The organism is Leclercia sp. Marseille-Q4284 (assembly GCF_916618945.1).
Classification (GTDB): Bacteria; Pseudomonadota; Gammaproteobacteria; order Enterobacterales; family Enterobacteriaceae; genus Enterobacter; species Enterobacter tamurae.
This window is the reverse complement of the sequence record NZ_CAKAKG010000002.1, coordinates 42,315-56,816: the sequence shown is the minus strand read 5'-3', so window position 1 is coordinate 56,816 and position 14,502 is coordinate 42,315. Positions and strand designations below refer to the sequence as shown.

At 59.7% G+C, this 14,502-nt stretch carries 11 protein-coding genes; 7 read left to right on the top strand and 4 right to left on the bottom strand.

Annotated features, from left to right (window positions below; all coding sequences use genetic code 11):
- Positions 1 to 111: 111 nt before the first annotated feature.
- The 5 genes from mrcB to fhuB all read left to right on the top strand — a co-directional run bounded on the left by mrcB (position 112) and on the right by fhuB (position 8,837).
- Positions 112 to 2,634 carry a bifunctional glycosyl transferase/transpeptidase gene (mrcB, locus tag LG383_RS15050; protein WP_225759559.1) on the top strand — a complete coding sequence of 841 codons (2,523 nt, stop codon included), beginning with the start codon at positions 112 to 114 and terminating at the stop codon, positions 2,632 to 2,634.
- Between the two features lie 232 nt (positions 2,635 to 2,866).
- Positions 2,867 to 5,116, top strand: a complete 2,250-nt coding sequence (gene fhuA / locus LG383_RS15045) for a ferrichrome porin FhuA (protein WP_225759558.1) — start codon at positions 2,867 to 2,869, stop codon at positions 5,114 to 5,116.
- Between the two features lie 54 nt (positions 5,117 to 5,170).
- On the top strand, positions 5,171 to 5,968 hold the full coding sequence (fhuC, locus tag LG383_RS15040) for a Fe3+-hydroxamate ABC transporter ATP-binding protein FhuC (RefSeq protein WP_106994286.1): 798 nt from the start codon (positions 5,171 to 5,173) through the stop codon (positions 5,966 to 5,968).
- Positions 5,968 to 6,858 carry a Fe(3+)-hydroxamate ABC transporter substrate-binding protein FhuD gene (gene fhuD / locus LG383_RS15035; RefSeq protein ID WP_166181623.1) on the top strand — a complete coding sequence of 297 codons (891 nt, stop codon included), beginning with the start codon at positions 5,968 to 5,970 and terminating at the stop codon, positions 6,856 to 6,858. Before fhuC ends, fhuD begins: the two co-directional genes overlap by 1 nt.
- Complete coding sequence (gene fhuB / locus LG383_RS15030) at positions 6,855 to 8,837, top strand: Fe(3+)-hydroxamate ABC transporter permease FhuB (RefSeq protein ID WP_225759557.1); 1,983 nt, start codon at positions 6,855 to 6,857, stop codon at positions 8,835 to 8,837. The genes fhuD and fhuB overlap by 4 nt, the downstream gene beginning before the upstream one ends.
- 143 nt (positions 8,838 to 8,980) lie before the next feature.
- On the opposite strand, the gene hemL is transcribed toward fhuB, so the two are convergent.
- The gene (hemL, locus tag LG383_RS15025) at positions 8,981 to 10,261 is read right to left on the bottom strand and encodes a glutamate-1-semialdehyde 2,1-aminomutase (protein WP_106994290.1); all 1,281 of its coding nucleotides are present in this window, start codon (positions 10,259 to 10,261) and stop codon (positions 8,981 to 8,983) included.
- 177 nt (positions 10,262 to 10,438) lie between these two features.
- Here hemL and clcA point away from each other — a divergent pair, with 177 nt between their 5' ends.
- Both clcA and erpA read left to right on the top strand, forming a co-directional pair.
- A complete protein-coding gene (gene clcA, locus LG383_RS15020) occupies positions 10,439 to 11,815 on the top strand; it encodes a H(+)/Cl(-) exchange transporter ClcA (protein WP_225759556.1) in 1,377 nt (458 codons plus the stop codon).
- 79 nt (positions 11,816 to 11,894) lie between these two features.
- Positions 11,895 to 12,239, top strand: a complete 345-nt coding sequence (gene erpA, locus LG383_RS15015; RefSeq protein ID WP_032616597.1) for an iron-sulfur cluster insertion protein ErpA — start codon at positions 11,895 to 11,897, stop codon at positions 12,237 to 12,239.
- A 97-nt stretch (positions 12,240 to 12,336) separates the two neighbouring features.
- Here erpA and LG383_RS15010 read toward each other — a convergent pair whose 3' ends face one another.
- Genes LG383_RS15010 through mtnN form a run of 3 tightly spaced genes read right to left on the bottom strand, consistent with a single transcriptional unit; the run spans position 12,337 to position 14,469 of the window.
- Positions 12,337 to 12,960 carry a TRIC cation channel family protein gene (locus LG383_RS15010; RefSeq protein ID WP_106994292.1) on the bottom strand — a complete coding sequence of 208 codons (624 nt, stop codon included), beginning with the start codon at positions 12,958 to 12,960 and terminating at the stop codon, positions 12,337 to 12,339.
- A 17-nt stretch (positions 12,961 to 12,977) separates the two neighbouring features.
- On the bottom strand, positions 12,978 to 13,778 hold the full coding sequence (gene btuF, locus LG383_RS15005) for a vitamin B12 ABC transporter substrate-binding protein BtuF (RefSeq protein WP_225759555.1): 801 nt from the start codon (positions 13,776 to 13,778) through the stop codon (positions 12,978 to 12,980).
- Entirely contained in the window at positions 13,771 to 14,469 is a 699-nt protein-coding gene (gene mtnN, locus LG383_RS15000) for a 5'-methylthioadenosine/S-adenosylhomocysteine nucleosidase (protein WP_106994294.1), read from the bottom strand. The genes btuF and mtnN overlap by 8 nt, the downstream gene beginning before the upstream one ends.
- Between the last annotated feature and the right edge of the window lie 33 nt (positions 14,470 to 14,502).

Here is a 14,502-nt window from a genome sequence, read left to right as displayed (position 1 = left end):
CCCACGGGGAGAGGGGGAAAACGCGGTTTATTTTGAGAGATTTCTTCTTCCTCCATCAGGGGGAAGAACTGAGAATCGGGCCCTTGCGCCTGATAGTTGCGGAGAGAGAGCATGGCGGGGAATGACCGCGAGCCAATAGGACGTAAAGGAAAGCCTTCACGTCCGGCGAAAGAAAAGGCAGGCCGTCGTCGCCTCAGTGATGAGGAGTATGACGACGTTGATAATGAGTATGAGGATGAAGCGCCCGTGCCACGTAAAGGAAAAGGCAAAAAAGGTAAACCTCGCGGCAAGCGCGGCTGGTTCTGGCTGCTGCTGAAGCTGTTAATTGTTTTCATCGTCCTGCTGGCGATCTACGGCGTCTATCTGGATCAGAAGATCCGCAGCCGTATCGACGGTAAAGTCTGGCAATTGCCAGCGGCGGTGTATGGCCGGATGGTCAACCTCGAGCCGGAGATGACCATCAGCAAGAACGAGATGGTCAAGCTGCTGGAGGCCACCCAGTACCGCCAGGTGACGAAGATGACCCGTCCTGGTGAGTTTACGGTGCAGGCGAAAAGCATCGAGATGATCCGTCGTCCGTTTGATTTCCCGGACAGCAAAGAGGGGCAGGTGCGTGCGCGTCTGACCTTCGACGGCGATCATATCGACACCATCGAGAACATGGAGAACAACCGTCAGTTCGGTTTCTTCCGTCTCGATCCGCGGCTGATCACCATGCTCTCCTCGCCAAACGGCGAGCAGCGTCTGTTTGTCGCACGTAACGGCTTCCCGGATCTGCTGGTGGATACTCTGCTGGCAACCGAAGACCGTCACTTCTATGAGCACGATGGCGTCAGCCTGTACTCCATTGGTCGTGCGGTGCTGGCCAACCTGACCGCCGGACGGACGGTGCAGGGGGCAAGTACCCTGACCCAGCAGTTGGTGAAGAACCTGTTCCTCTCCAGCGAACGTTCCTACTGGCGTAAGGCCAACGAAGCGTACATGGCGGTGCTGATGGACGCCCGCTACAGCAAAGATCGCATCCTTGAGCTGTACATGAACGAGGTCTACCTCGGTCAGAGCGGCGACAATGAAATCCGCGGCTTCCCGCTGGCGAGTCTCTACTACTTTGGCCGTCCGGTGGAAGAGCTGAGCCTCGACCAGCAGGCGCTGCTGGTGGGCATGGTGAAAGGAGCGTCAATCTACAACCCGTGGCGTAACCCGAAGCTGGCGCTGGAACGTCGTAATCTGGTCCTGCGTCTGCTGCAACAGCAGCAGGTGATCGACCAGGAGCTGTACGACATGCTCAGCGCGCGTCCGTTAGGCGTCCAGCCGCGTGGCGGCGTGATCTCCCCGCAGCCTGCCTTTATGCAGATGGTGCGTCAGGAGCTGCAGGCTAAGCTGGGCGACAAAGTGAAAGATCTCTCCGGCGTGAAGATCTTCACCACCTTTGACTCGGTGGCGCAGGATGCCGCAGAGAAAGCGGCGGTGGAAGGCATTCCGGCACTGAAAAAGCAGCGTAAGCTGAGCGATCTGGAGACCGCGATGGTGGTGGTCGATCGGACCACCGGTGAAGTGCGGGCGATGGTCGGCGGGGCAGAGCCGCAGTTTGCGGGCTACAACCGCGCCATGCAGGCACGCCGTTCGATCGGCTCCCTGGCAAAACCGGCGACCTATCTCACCGCCCTGAGCCAGCCGAACCAGTATCGTCTCAATACCTGGATTGCCGATGCCCCGATTGCCCTGCGCCAGCCAAACGGCCAGGTGTGGTCGCCGCAGAACGACGACAAACAGTACAGCGGTCAGGTGATGCTGGTGGACGCCCTGACGCGGTCCATGAACGTGCCAACGGTTAACCTCGGAATGGCACTGGGTCTGCCAGCGGTAACCGATACCTGGCTGAAGCTGGGGGTGCCAAAAGATCAGCTGCATCCGGTTCCGGCCATGCTGTTAGGTGCCCTGAACCTGACGCCAATTGAAGTGGCGCAGGCGTTCCAGACCATCGGCAGCGGCGGTAACCGTGCTCCGCTCTCGGCGTTGCGTTCGGTGATTGCCGAAGATGGCACCCCGCTGTACCAGAGCTTCCCGCAGGCGGAGCGTGCCGTACCGGCGCAGGCCGCCTACATGACTCTGTGGACCATGCAGCAGGTGGTACAGCGCGGGACCGGTCGCCAGCTTGGCGCGAAGTACCCGGGTCTGCATCTGGCGGGTAAAACCGGGACCACCAACAACAACGTCGATACCTGGTTTGCGGGCATCGACGGGCGTGAAGTGGTGATTACCTGGGTCGGACGCGACAACAACCAGCCGACGAAACTGTACGGTGCCAGCGGGGCGATGTCGATTTACCAGCGCTATCTGGCTAACCAGTCGCCGGTGCCGTTAACCCTGACGCCACCGGAAGATATCGTCGATATGGGCGTGGATCAGTCGGGCAACTTCGTGTGTGGTGGCGGGATGCGTAGCGTTCCGGTCTGGACCTCCAACCCGGACTCCCTGTGCCAGGCGCCAACGCCAGAGCCGACGGGCAACCCGTTTGAGCAGTCTTCTCCTCAGCAGCAGCCGCAGCAGCAACAACAGCCGCAGCAGCAGAATGAGAAGAAGGACAGCGACGGCGTCGCGGGCTGGATCAAAGATATGTTCGGCGGTAACTAATCAAAAGTCCCTCTCCTGCGGGAGGGGGACTTTTCACCTCAATTCAACATCCCTCCAACAGTAAAATCCCCGTTTATTAACCCTGCGTTTTCCGTTGTTTATTTCTTATACCCTCATTTCCTGTAGGGCCGCATATCACTTGCTATGCCGTGAATGTTTCGCATAATATGCTGCGGTCATAATAATAATTCTCGTTTACGTTATCATTCACTCTTTCATCAGAGATATACCAATGGCGCATTCAAAAACTGCTCAGCCAATGCAATCTTCGCTGCGTAAAATCGCAGTTGTTGTAGCCACAGCGGTTAGCGGCATGTCTGCTTTTGCCCAGGCTGCTGACACCCCTAAAAAAGAAGAAACCATCACCGTAACCGCAGCGTCAGCTCCACAGGAGAGCGCCTGGGGTCCGGCGGCAACCATTGCCGCACGCCAGTCCGCTACCGGGACCAAGACCGATACCTCCATTGAGAAGGTACCGCAGTCTATCTCCGTAGTGACCGCGGAAGAGATGGCCCTGCACCAGCCACGCTCGGTGAAAGAAGCACTGAGCTATACGCCAGGGGTGGCAGTGGGTACGCGCGGTGCGTCGAACACCTATGACTACCTGATTATTCGTGGTTTTGCTGCCGATGGCCAAAGCCAGAACAACTACCTCGACGGCATGAAGATGCAGGGCAACTTCTATAACGACGCGGTAATTGACCCTTATATGATCGAGCGCGCGGAAGTGATGCGCGGGCCGACCTCTGTTCTGTACGGCAAAAGCAGCCCGGGTGGCTTGCTGAACATGGTCAGCAAACGTCCGCTGACAGAGCCGCTGAAAGAGATCCAGTTCAAGGTCGGAACGGACAGCCTGTTCCAGACCGGGTTTGACTTCAGCGATGCGCTGGATGATGACGGCGTTTACTCCTATCGCCTGACCGGCCTGGCGCGTTCCAACAACGCCCAGCAGGAGCGCGCGGAAGAGCAGCGTTATACCATTGCGCCATCCTTCTCCTGGCGTCCGTCAGATAAAACCAACTTCACTTTCCTCTCCTATTTCCAGAACGAGCCAGAAACCGGTTACTACGGCTGGTTGCCAAAAGAGGGCACGGTTGATCCGCTGCCAAACGGCGATCGTCTGTCGACCGATTTCAACGAAGGGGCGAAAAACAATACCTATTCCCGTAACCAGAAAATGGTCGGGTATAGCTTCGATCACGAGTTTAACGACACCTTCACCGTGCGTCAGAACCTGCGCTTTGCCGAGAACAAAACCTCGCAGAACAGCGTCTATGGCTACGGCGTCTGCTCCGATGCGGCGAACAGTGGCAACGCCCTGTGTAACGCGTTATCCCCTGCGGACAAAGGCCATTACCTGGCGCGTAAGTACGTGGTTGATGATGAGAAGCTGCAAAACTTCACCGTCGATACCCAGCTGCAGAGCAAATTCGCTACCGGCGAAGTTGACCATATCCTGCTGACCGGCGTTGACTTTATGCGCATGCGTAACGACATCAACTCGTGGTTCGGCTATGACGGTTCCGTCCCGCTGCTGGATCTCTACAATCCGGTGTATAGCGATTTCGATTTCGGCTCACAAAACCCGGACAACTCCGGCCCGTATCAGATCCTGAACAAGCAGCAGCAGACCGGTCTCTACGTCCAGGATCAGGCGCAGTGGGATAAAGTGCTGGTTACCCTGGGTGGTCGTTACGACTGGGCCGATCAGGACTCTATCAACCGCGTTGCGGGCACTACCGCGTCACGGGATGACAACCAGTTCACCTGGCGTGGCGGGGTTAACTACCTGTTCGATAACGGCGTTACCCCTTACTTCAGCTACAGCGAATCCTTCGAGCCGTCCTCCCAGTCCGACGCACAAGGCAAGCCGTTTGCGCCGTCGAAAGGCAAGCAGTACGAAGTGGGCGTGAAGTATGTTCCGAGCGATCGTCCGATCGTGCTGACCGGGGCGCTGTATCAGCTGACCAAAACCAACAACCTGATGGCCGATCCTGCGGGCTCGTTCTTCTCGGTTGAAGGCGGCGAGATCCGCGCCCGTGGCGTGGAAATCGAAGCTAAAGCGGCACTGTCTGCCAGCGTTAACGTGGTGGGCTCTTACACCTACACCGACGTGGAGTACACCACCGACACCACTTACAAAGGCAACACCCCGGCGCAGGTGCCGGAGCACATGGCCTCCCTGTGGGGTGACTACACCTTCTATGATGGCGCACTCTCTGGCCTGACGCTGGGTACCGGCGGTCGCTTCTCCAGCTCCAGCTATGGCGATCCGGCGAACTCCTTCAAGGTGGGTAGCTATGCGGTGATGGATGCCCTGGTCCGTTACGATCTGGCGCGTGTTGGCATGGCGGGCTCGAACGTGGCGCTGCACGTGAATAACCTGCTGGATCGTGAATATGTCGCCAGCTGCTTCAACACCTATGGCTGCTTCTGGGGTGCAGAACGCCAGGTTGTTGCGACTGCGACCTTCCGCTTCTAATCGTTAAACTTGGGCACGATTTTCGTGCCCTTTTCTTTACTTAAGTTGGCTAACATGCAGGAAAACAACCCGCAGTCCGATACCACTTTTGCACTCGATGGCATCTCCTTTCGCGTTCCCGGACGCACGCTGCTGCATCCGCTTTCGCTGACCTTTCCCGCAGGCCAGGTGACGGGCCTGATCGGCCATAACGGCTCCGGCAAATCCACCTTACTGAAAATGCTTGGCCGCCATCAGCCGCCTTCCGACGGCGATATTCTGCTCGACGGACAGCCGCTGGAGAGCTGGAACAGCAAGGCCTTTGCCCGCAAGGTGGCCTATCTGCCGCAGCAGCTGCCGCAGGCGGAAGGCATGACCGTCCGTGAGCTGGTGGCGATTGGCCGTTATCCCTGGCATGGTGCCTTGGGTCGCTTCGGTGTGGCCGACCGCGAGAAAGTGGAGGAGGCGATTGCGCTGGTGGGGTTAAAACCGCTGGCCCACCGTCTGGTGGATAGCCTGTCCGGCGGCGAGCGCCAACGGGCGTGGATCGCCATGCTGGTGGCCCAGGACAGCCGGTGTTTACTGCTGGATGAACCCACTTCGGCGCTGGACATTGCCCATCAGGTGGACGTGCTGGCGCTGGTGCATCGCTTAAGCCAGCAGCGCGGGCTGACGGTGATTGCGGTGCTGCACGACATCAATATGGCAGCGCGTTACTGCGACTATCTGGTGGCGCTGCGCGGTGGCGAGATGATCGCCCAGGGCACGCCAGCCGAGCTGATGCGCAGTGAAACGCTGGAAAACATTTACGGAATTCCAATGGGTATTCTGCCGCATCCTGCCGGAGCGGCACCGGTGAGCTTTGTCTATTGATGCCTGAGTTAACACATATTAGCCGTCGTCGACTGTTGACGGCGATGGCCCTCTCGCCGCTGCTGTGGAAAATGGGCACGGCGCATGCCGCGACTGTCGATCCTCATCGCATTGTGGCCCTTGAGTGGCTGCCGGTTGAATTGCTGCTGGCCCTCGGCGTCACGCCCTACGGCGTGGCCGACATTCCCAATTATACCCTGTGGGTGAACGAGCCTCGTCTGCCAGAATCGGTGATCGACATTGGCCTGCGTACCGAGCCCAACCTCGAGCTGCTCACCCAGATGAAACCGTCGTACCTGGTCTGGTCGGCCGGATATGGCCCGTCGGAAGAGAAGCTGGCGCGGATTGCGCCGGGGCGCGGGTTCGCCTTTAGCGACGGTAAAAAGCCGCTGACCAATGCCCGCAAATCCTTAACCGAGATGGCGCAGCTGCTGAACATGGAGGCGGCTGCCCGTTCGCATCTGGATCATTTCGACAGCGTGATCGACAGCTACAAACCGCGTTTTGCCGGCCGGGGCGATCGCCCGCTGCTGATGGTCACCCTGCTTGATGCCCGCCATATGCTGGTGTTTGGCAATAACTGTCTGTTCCAGGAAGTGCTGGATCGCTACGGAATTAAAAACGCCTGGGAAGGGGAGATGACCTTCTGGGGCAGCACCGCCGTCGGCATCGACCGTCTGGCCATGTTCCGCGATGTGGACGTGCTCTGCTTCGATCACGGCAACGAGCGCGAGATGCAGACCTTGATGGCGACGCCGCTGTGGCAGGCAATGCCGTTTGTCCGCCAGCAGCGTGTGAAGCGCGTCCCGGCGGTGTGGTTCTACGGCGCGACCCTGTCGGCCATGCACTTTGCCCGGGTGCTGGATAGCGCGCTGGGAGGTCAGGCATGAGATCGCGGATAGCCTTTTTCCCGGCGCTGTTAATGGCGCTGCTGGTGGTGGTGGCGCTGGGCTTAACCTGGTCGAATCTCAATCTGGCCCTGCCGCGCGCCCAGTGGGGCGCCGCCCTGGTAGCCCCGGATATCGACAATATTCAACAGATGCTGTTCCACTACAGCCTGCTCCCGCGGCTGGCGATCTCGCTGCTGGTGGGGGCCGGGCTTGGGCTGGTGGGCGTGCTGTTCCAGCAGGTACTGCGTAACCCGCTTGCGGAGCCGACCACCCTGGGGGTGGCCACCGGTGCCCAACTGGGGATGACCATCATCACCCTGTGGGCGCTGCCGGGGGCGCTGGCACCGCAGTTTGCCGCGCTGGTGGGGGCTTGCGTCGTCGGGGCGATTGTCTTCGGTGTGGCCTGGGGCAAACGCCTCTCGCCGGTAACGCTGATCCTCGCCGGTCTGGTGGTGAGCCTTTACTGTGGGGCGGTGAACCAGTTGCTGGTGATTTTCCATCACGACCAGCTGCAGAGCATGTTCCTCTGGAGCACCGGGACGCTGACGCAAACCGACTGGAGCATCGTTCAGCGCCTGTGGCCGCAGCTGCTCGGCGGCGTGCTGCTGACCCTGCTGCTGCTGCGTCCCCTGACCCTGATGGGGCTGGATGATGGCGTGGCGCGCAACCTTGGCCTGGCACTGTCGCTGGCCCGTCTGGCGGCGCTGACCCTGGCGATTGTCATCAGCGCCCTGCTGGTGAATGCGGTCGGCATCATCGGGTTTATCGGCCTGTTCGCGCCGCTGCTGGCAAAAATGCTCGGCGCGCGGCGCTTGCTCTCCCGCCTGATCCTTGCCCCGCTGATTGGCGCGCTGATCCTCTGGCTCTCCGATCAGGTGATCCTCTGGCTGACCCGGGTGTGGATGGAAGTCTCCACCGGGTCGGTGACGGCGCTGATTGGCGCGCCGCTGCTGCTGTGGCTGCTGCCGCGTCTGCGCAGCATGAGCGCCCCGGCGATGAACGCCGGCGATAACGTGCAGGCTGAGCGTCACCACGTGCTGTGGTTTGCCCTGGCGGGCGGCGCGGTGCTGATGCTGGCGGTGATTGCGGCGCTGGCGTTTGGCCGGGATGCCGGGGGCTGGCACTGGGCGAGCGGGGCGATGCTCGATGAGCTGCTGCCGTGGCGCGCGCCGCGTATTTTCGCCGCACTGATTGCCGGGGTGATGCTGGCGGTCGCGGGCTGCATTATCCAGCGTCTGACCGGCAACCCGATGGCGAGCCCGGAAGTGCTGGGGATCAGCTCCGGTGCGGCCTTCGGCGTGGTAGTGATGCTCTTCTTTGTGCCGGGTAATGCCTTCGGCTGGCTGATGCCGGCGGGCAGTATCGGTGCGGCGGTGACGCTGCTGATCATCATGATTGCCGCCGGACGGGGCGGCTTCTCGCCCCATCGGATGCTGCTGGCGGGGATGGCCCTGAGCACTGCGTTCACCATGCTGCTGATGATGCTACAGGCCAGCGGCGATCCGCGCATGGCGCAGATCCTGACCTGGATCGCCGGCTCAACCTATAACGCCACTACCGAACAGGTGGTGAGTACCGGTATCGCGATGATCGTGCTGCTGGCGCTGGTGCCGCTGTGCCGTCGCTGGCTGACGGTGCTGCCGCTGGGGGGCGACACGGCCCGGTCAGTGGGGATGGCGCTGAGCGCCTCGCGCATCGGCCTGCTGCTGCTGGCGGCGTCGCTGACGGCCACAGCTACCCTGACCATTGGTCCACTGAGCTTTATCGGGCTGATGGCGCCGCATATCGCGCGAATGATGGGCTTCCGCCGGACGATGCCGCACATTGTGATGTCGGCGTTAACGGGGGGGATCCTGCTGGTGTTCGCCGACTGGTGTGGCCGGATGGTGCTGTTCCCGTATCAGATCCCGGCGGGGCTGCTTTCCACCTTCATCGGTGCGCCGTACTTTATCTATCTTCTGCGGAAACAGAGCCGATAGAAAAGCCGGGTGGCGGCTGCGCCTTACCCGGCCTACGAGGTAAATGCAAAACGGCAACCAACAGTTGCCGTTTTTTATGTGTGCTCCCTCTCCCTGTGGGAGAGGGCCGGGGTGAGGGCATCAGGCCGCACCCCGGCAAATTATCAGAGCTTCGCAAACACCCGACGCGCCGCGTCGATGGTGTTGTTGATATCCTCTTCGCTGTGCGCGACCGACATAAAGCCTGCCTCAAACGCTGACGGTGCCAGATAGACACCTTCCTCCAGCATCAGATGGAAGAAACGCTTGAAGCGCTCAACGTCGCACTTCACCACATCCTGATAGCAGGTCACGGTTTTCGCGTCGGTGAAGAAAAGGCCAAACATGCCGCCAACGTGGTTCACCACCAGCGGGATGCCCGCCTCTTCAGCTGCGTCCAACAGGCCGTTTGCCAGCTGAGTGGTGCGCTCGGTGAGGGTGGCGTGAATGCCCGGCTGCGCCACTTCGTTCAGGCAGGCGAAACCGGCCGCCATGGCAATCGGGTTACCCGAGAGCGTACCCGCCTGATAGACCGGGCCAGTTGGTGCCAGTGCGTCCATTACCTCTCTGCGGCCACCGAAGGCGCCTACCGGCATCCCGCCGCCGATGATTTTGCCCAGGCAGGTCAGGTCCGGCACCACGTCGTAATAGGCCTGCGCACCCGCGAGGGCCACGCGGAAACCGGTCATCACTTCGTCGATAATCAGCAGCGCGCCGAACTCGTCGCACAGCGCACGCAGGCCCTGCAGGAAGCCCGGCTGCGGTGGAATGCAGTTCATGTTGCCCGCTACCGGTTCAACGATAATGCAGGCGATCGCCTGCGGGTTCAGTTCAAACGCCGCGCGCACTGAATCCAGATCGTTATAGGTGCAGGTCAGGGTGTGCTTCGCGAAATCCGCCGGCACGCCCGGGGAGTTCGGCTGGCCGAGGGTCAGCGCGCCGGAACCGGCTTTCACCAGCAGGCAGTCCGCGTGGCCGTGGTAGCAGCCTTCGAACTTGATAATTTTATCGCGGCCGGTAAAACCACGGGCCAGACGGATGGCACTCATGGTCGCTTCGGTACCGGAGTTCACCATGCGCACCATATCCATGGTCGGCACCAGTTCGGTCACCAGCGCCGCCATTTTCACTTCCATCTCGGTCGGCGCACCGAAACTTAATCCGCGCTGCGCCGCTTCGATCACCGCGTTGCGGATCGCCGGGTGGTTATGACCCAGCACCATCGGGCCCCATGAGCCGACATAATCGATATAGGCTTTGCCATCCACATCGTACAGATAGGCGCCATCGGCACGTTCGATAAACAGCGGTGTACCGCCCACGCCGGTAAAGGCACGGACCGGGGAGTTCACACCGCCGGGGATAAGCTCGCGGGCTGCACTGTAGAGGTTTTCAGACTTGCTCATGGCGTCGTTCCTGGCTCGTATAAAATGATTAAGCCCACTATTCTAAGTGATTCGTGGAAGGTTATGAAATCTTTACCCAGGTAATCCATTAACAATTGTTAAGCAATTTTCCGGAGACGGCCGGGCGGTCTCTGGTAAAATCCCTGCGGCTATTTGTATGACGAAAGATAACGGGCAATGAAAGCAGATTCTCCCTCATTTGAAGAACAACAGTTTGCGCGGGCGCGATACCGTATCAGCATCCGGCGGCTGCTCAACCGCGACAAGACACCGCTGGCGATTTTGCTGGGCGCGGCCGTTGTCGGCACGCTGGCCGGGCTGGTAGGCGTCGCGTTCGAAAAGGCCGTCAATGGCGTGCTTAACTGGCGTATTGGCACCGTGGCGGGTTATGCCGATCGTGACGTGCTGGTCTGGATCCTGGCGTTTGGCTTATCTGCCCTGTTCGCGATGGTCGGTTATTTTCTGGTGCGTAAATTCGCGCCGGAAGCGGGCGGCTCGGGGATCCCCGAGATAGAAGGGGCGCTCGAGGAGTTGCGTCCGGTGCGCTGGTGGCGCGTACTGCCCGTTAAGTTTATCGGCGGGATGGGGACGCTTGGCGCAGGGATGGTGCTCGGGCGAGAAGGGCCGACCGTGCAGCTGGGCGGTAACGTTGGCCGTATGGTCAGCGATCTGTTCAGGATGCGCAGCGCGGAAGCACGCCATACGTTGCTGGCCACCGGTGCCGCCGCGGGGCTCTCTGCCGCCTTTAATGCCCCGCTGGCGGGGATCCTGTTTATCATCGAAGAGATGCGCGCTCAGTTTCGCTATAACCTGATCTCGATTAAAGCGGTCTTCACCGGCGTGATTATGTCGAGCATTGTCTTTCGGCTTTTCAATGGTGAAGGGGCGGTGATTGAGGTCGGAAAGTTGACCAACGCGCCGGTCAATACGCTGTGGCTGTATCTGATCCTCGGCATGATTTTTGGCATCGTAGGTCCGCTGTTTAATGCCCTTATTATTCACGCTCAGGATATGTTCCAGCGCATCCACGGCGGCAATACCACCAAATGGGTGCTGGTGGGCGGCCTGCTGGGGGGCGTGTGCGGCGTGCTCGGCTTTATCGAACCTAACGCGGCAGGCGGGGGCTTTGGCCTGATCCCGATTGCGGCGGCGGGTAATTTCAGTATCGGCCTGCTGCTGTTTATGTTTATCTCCCGGGTTATTACCACCGTACTCTGCTTCTCCTCCGGCGCGCCTGGGGGCATTTTTGCCCCGATGCTGGCGTTGGGAACGTTGCTGGGTACGGCTTTTGGCATGGCCGCTGCCGCAGGTTTCCCGGCATATCATCTTGAGCCCGGCACCTTCGCCATTGCCGGAATGGGGGCGCTGCTGGCGGCGTCGTTGCGCGCGCCGCTGACCGGCATCGTGCTGGTGCTGGAGATGACCGACAATTACCAGCTCATTTTGCCAATGATCATTACCTGCCTGGGGGCCACACTATTAGCCCAGTTCCTCGGCGGGCAACCGCTATACTCCACCATTCTTGCCCGTACCCTGGCGAAGCAGAATACTTGAATGAATTACCAGGGTATTAGATAATGACAACAAGAATTGGGTGATTTTTACCCACTAGCAGTATTCATGGGAGCATAAGATGAGTGATGACGTAGCGCTGCCGTTGCAGTTTACCGAAGCAGCAGCCAAAAAAGTAAAAGACCTGATTGCCGATGAAGACAACCCGGAACTGAAATTGCGTGTGTACATTACGGGCGGCGGCTGCAGCGGCTTCCAGTATGGTTTCACCTTTGACGATCAGGTTAACGACGGCGACATGACCATTGAGAAGCAGGGCGTCGCGCTGGTGGTTGACCCGATGAGCCTGCAGTATCTGGTGGGCGGCGCGGTGGACTACACCGAAGGTCTGGAAGGTTCCCGCTTTGTGGTGACCAACCCGAACGCAACCAGCACCTGCGGGTGTGGTTCGTCGTTCAGCATCTAAAGATTGTGCGGCCGGGTGCCCTCACCCCGGCCCTCTCCCACAGGGAGAGGGAGCAAAGACTAAAAACGGTAACCTTAAGGTTACCGTTTTGCTTTTATTACCTTCCATTCTCATCCAGCGCAAAGGTTGGCAGCTTCAGGTGCCAGCGGATTGCCGCCAGTCGGATCCCCAGCGTAACTACCATCCCCAGCATCGCCGCCTGTTCCAGCGGGACGTGAAAGGTGTACCAGGCCGTGGCGTGGACGATCCCACCCAGAATACAGGCCGTGGCGTAGATTTCTGTTCTCAGGATCATCGGCACTTCGCGGGCCAGAATATCGCGGATAATCCCGCCGCCTACGCCGGTGACTACCCCCATACAGATCGCCACCAGCGGGCCGGTGCCAGCCATAAAGGCTTTGTTTACGCCAATGCCAACAAACACCGCGAGGCCCACCGCATCCAGCACCGGCAGCAGCCATTTCGGCAGACGGCGCGGCTGGCGAACCAGAATAATGGTTAACATGCAGGTGACCATGGCCACCACCAGATCGGTGGGATCTTTGACCCAGAATACCGGGCCATGATCGAGCGCCATGTCGCGGATCGTCCCCCCACCTACGGCGGTGACCACGCCTAACACCAGCACGCCAAACGGGTCCATGCGTAATTTACCGGCCAGCAGAACGCCGGAGATCGCAAAAACGGCTGTGCCAAGAATATCCAGCCAATAAACGAGCATCGTGATCCTCGGGAAAATTAGTGGCCCTGCGACAGCGCAGAGCAGAGTTGTTTTGCGGCGAGGATAATACGCGGGCTTGCGCGCTCAAACCAGTCGCTGTTCAGCGCAATCACGGGTATTTTTAGCTGGCTTTGCCAGTACTGTTCTATTTTAGGAATATCGCCCGCAGAACCGGCCACCACAATCGCCTGCGGCTGGCGCGCCAGCACCTGCTCGCGGCTTACCTGGGGCCAGGGAACACGGCTGGCAGCGAAGATATTTTCCCCGCCACACAGCTCAAGCACCTGATGTTGCAGGGAACCCTGGCTGGTGGTGAACAGCGGCTGTTGGCCGAACTGGAGAAATACCCGTTTTTTCGGCAGGGTACCGTAGGTGGTTTTTAAGGCGGCATAATCGGTCAGCATCTGCTGTGCAGCCTGCCGGGCCTTGTCTGGTGTTGGGCTCCAGGGAGCGAGATCGCGCAGGGCCTGGGCGATCTGTTCAATGCTGCTAGCATCGATCCACTGCACTTTTATCCCCAGCGAGGCCAGCTGGTTGACCTGACGTTCTGCGTTGCCACCACGCCAGGCCAGCACCAGATCGGGCTTCAGGGCGACGATACGTTCAACGTTCATGCCTTGCCAGGTGGCGACCTGTTCAATTTTCGCCGCTTCGGGGGGATAGTCAGAAAAACTGCTGACCCCGACGGGGGTGATCCCGGCGGCAAAGGCCAGTTCGGTATTGGCAGGAGAGAGGGTGATAACACGCGGCGCGGCCAGAAGCCACGCCGGTGTCAGCAGAAACAGCGCCAGTAGCGCCCTGAGGAGCGGCTTAGCCACGCGCCAGTTTCTGCACCAGGGTCTCAACCATCAGGCTGGACTGTTTGGCAGCGACCACGAGGAACTCGTCGAAGCTCAGATGAGACTGCTGATCTGCCACGTCAGAGATGGCGCGAACCACCACGAAGGGGACGTTGAAGTTATGGCAGACGTGGGCAACGGCAGTAGCTTCCATCTCAACGGCAATCGCCTGCGGGAAGTTATGGCGGATTTTCGCCAGGTTCACGGAGCCATTGATAAAGGCATCGCCGCTGACAATCAGGCCGCGTACCGCGTTGAGGTTCAGTTCCGCGATGCAGCTTTCTGCGGCGGCAACCAGTTTGTCATCGGCTTTGAAACCGGCCGGGCAGCCCGGGAGCTGGCCATACTCGTAACCGAAGGCGGTCACATCGGCGTCGTGATAGCGCGCTTCGTCAGACACCACGATATCGCCCACTTTCAGAGTTGGCGCCAGGCCGCCCGCAGAGCCGGTGTTGATAATCACGTCTGGCTTGCAGTGTTCCAGCAGCAGGGTTGCGCCCAGCGCGGCGGAAACTTTACCGATACCCGATTTCAGCAGAGCAACTTCTGTCCCGTTCAGCGTGCCGGTGTAAATCTCGCAGCCACCCAGAGAGAGGGTCTGACGGTTCTCAATTTTGTCACGCAGCAGCGTAACTTCTTGTTCCATTGCTCCAATAATACCGATTTTCATAGATTTACTCGCGATGTGCCTTGTTAAGATGCA

Excerpts from the sequence above, each read along its gene's own strand:
- hemL (WP_106994290.1), bottom strand. The coding sequence starts at position 10,261 with ATGAGCAAGTCTGAAAACCTCTACAGTGCAGCCCGCGAGCTTATCCCC.
- fhuA (WP_225759558.1), top strand. The coding sequence starts at position 2,867 with ATGGCGCATTCAAAAACTGCTCAGCCAATGCAATCTTCGCTGCGTAAA.
- fhuB (WP_225759557.1), top strand. The coding sequence starts at position 6,855 with ATGAGATCGCGGATAGCCTTTTTCCCGGCGCTGTTAATGGCGCTGCTG.
- LG383_RS15010 (WP_106994292.1), bottom strand. The coding sequence starts at position 12,960 with ATGCTCGTTTATTGGCTGGATATTCTTGGCACAGCCGTTTTTGCGATC.
- erpA (WP_032616597.1), top strand. The coding sequence starts at position 11,895 with ATGAGTGATGACGTAGCGCTGCCGTTGCAGTTTACCGAAGCAGCAGCC.
- mrcB (WP_225759559.1), top strand. The coding sequence starts at position 112 with ATGGCGGGGAATGACCGCGAGCCAATAGGACGTAAAGGAAAGCCTTCA.
- mtnN (WP_106994294.1), bottom strand. The coding sequence starts at position 14,469 with ATGAAAATCGGTATTATTGGAGCAATGGAACAAGAAGTTACGCTGCTG.
- clcA (WP_225759556.1), top strand. The coding sequence starts at position 10,439 with ATGAAAGCAGATTCTCCCTCATTTGAAGAACAACAGTTTGCGCGGGCG.
- fhuC (WP_106994286.1), top strand. The coding sequence starts at position 5,171 with ATGCAGGAAAACAACCCGCAGTCCGATACCACTTTTGCACTCGATGGC.
- fhuD (WP_166181623.1), top strand. The coding sequence starts at position 5,968 with ATGCCTGAGTTAACACATATTAGCCGTCGTCGACTGTTGACGGCGATG.